This is a genomic window from Candidatus Neomarinimicrobiota bacterium, from assembly GCA_041862535.1.
Taxonomy (GTDB): domain Bacteria; phylum Fidelibacterota; class Marinisomatia; order SCGC-AAA003-L08; family TS1B11.
Genome location: JBGVTM010000295.1, coordinates 1 through 2,014 on the forward strand (window position 1 = coordinate 1; position 2,014 = coordinate 2,014).

Below are 2,014 nucleotides of genomic sequence, written 5' to 3' on the forward strand. Positions count from 1 at the left end.
GTCTCCGGAATCGCTGGTGTCTCCTGGAGAATGTCAATGAGGGGGAAGCGATCCTCCATGCGGATAGCCATAAACATACGGGGCATAAGGGGAAAGTGAAAAGCCACATGGAACTCATCTCCATCGCCAAGATAGGCCACTGCGTCTTCTGGCCACTGGTTGGCTTCTGCCAGAAGCATGCGATTCACGAATTTCCCATCGACGTGCTTGCGTAGCTCCTTCAAGAAAACGTGTGTTTCGGGTAAGTTCTCACAATTGGTGCCTTCTCGCTCGTAGAGATAAGGCACCGCATCAGCCCGGAGTCCATCAACTCCGAGCCTCAGCCAGAAATCTATGATTCTGAAGATAGCCCGTCTAACGGTGGGATTATCATAATTTAGGTCAGGCTGGTGTGAATAAAAGCGGTGCCAGTAGTATGCCTTGGCTACATGATCCCATGTCCAGTTAGAGTATTCGGAGTCCTTAAAAATGATGCGAGCGTCTTGGTACTTTTCTGGTGTGTTGCTCCAAACGTAAAAGTCACGCCAGCGGCTTCCTGCTGCTGCCCGTCGGGCTCGCTGGAACCAGGGGTGCTGGTCAGAAGTGTGGTTAAGGACTAGCTCTGTGATGACACGCAGGCCTCGTTGGTGTGCTTCATCCACAAAAGTCCTAAAATCGTGCATGTTGCCATAGGCGGGTTGGATGCTGGTATAATCGGAGATGTCGTAACCATCATCCTTCAAGGGTGAAGGATAAAACGGGAGCAACCAGAGGGCTGTAACTCCTAAATCTTCAAGGTAATCGAGCCTCTCTGTAAGACCTAAAAAGTCGCCCACACCATCACCCTGGCTGTCGGAGAAGGCACGAATGTGAAGCTCATAGACTATAGCATCCTTATACCAAAGAGGCTCATCACTGAACGGCGCTGGTTCTGTACGACTTCGTTTCTTCATATCCTAGTCACCAAGCATTGTATGTATTCCAGCAAATCCTTAAAGTCAAGCGGTTTGACCAACAGCCCGCTGGCCCCGTGTTTCATGCTGTGCCGTTGAATAGTCGGGCTGCGCCGGGCCGAGACCACGATGAAAGGCGTCTTGGCCTTGTGCAACTCTTCGCAGCGTTCCCAGATATGCCGGTCAAACCCGGAGATGTATATCAGGGAAAGTGCGATTTTCTCCTTCCCTTGAATAGCCTGGTCCAGTTCCTCCAGACTGGCAGCAGCGAGTGTCTGGTAATCTGCTTGTCCAAGTTGCTGCGACAAAAATTCCAGGTTACCGCGGTTGCTATCCACTAGCAAAATTATTGATTTTGCACTCATTGTTCAGTCAGATTGTCTCCCGGCAGTGGCGTCCACCTCCCTGCCCTTTCATTAGGTATATTTGCGCCTCGGCTTAAATCCCCTTGAATAACATATGATATAGCATTTGAATATAATTTTCCCCTCTACATATAATAATCAAAGTCTCGCTCCGTGCGCACCCGCCGACGCATACGGAAGACGTGAGCGGGGACGATTTGCGAGTTGAGTTCAACGTAGTTTCGCGACCCCTGCCAGAGATAGCGGGCATCGCTCAAGAGGTCGTGCATCTGGTAAGGCTTTTGGGGGTCAATGCCCAGTTCCTCCAGAGGAAACTCTACCCAGCCGGATTGGGTATGGTGTGGATCCAGGTTCACCACCACCAGGACAACGTTGGAGAGGTCATCGGTGCGCTTGCTGTAGCAAATTAGCTGCTCGTTGTCTACCTCGTGGAAACGAAGGCTCCAATCGCTGTGAAGGGTGGGGTTCTCCTGCCGAATCCGATTGACCCGGGCGACGAAATCCTTCAGGCTATCAGGCCTGGCAATGTCCCAGTTTTTGCTCTCGTATTTTTCTGAGTCGAGATACTCTTCGCTTCCCGGTTCCCTGGGACGATTCTCACAGAGCTCAAAAGCTGGGCCATAGATGCCATAGTTGGCTCCTAAGGTAGCTGCCAGGACCAATCGGGCCATAAATGCTGGTTGTCCGCCAAACTGAAGATACTCGGTCAAAATGTCC

Annotated in this window: 3 protein-coding genes; all 3 read right to left on the reverse strand. The window is 51.2% G+C overall.

The window, feature by feature from the left end; all coding sequences use genetic code 11:
• The coding region (locus ACETWG_10825; protein MFB0517078.1) for an alpha-amylase family glycosyl hydrolase at positions 1 to 932 on the reverse strand (932 nt) is incomplete at its 3' end.
• A complete protein-coding gene (locus ACETWG_10830; protein ID MFB0517079.1) occupies positions 929 to 1,270 on the reverse strand; it encodes a response regulator in 342 nt (113 codons plus the stop codon). The genes ACETWG_10825 and ACETWG_10830, both read right to left, overlap by 4 nt.
• A gap of 152 nt (positions 1,271 to 1,422) precedes the next feature.
• On the reverse strand, positions 1,423 to 2,014 hold a 592-nt coding region (locus ACETWG_10835), incomplete at its 5' end, for an alpha-1,4-glucan--maltose-1-phosphate maltosyltransferase (protein ID MFB0517080.1).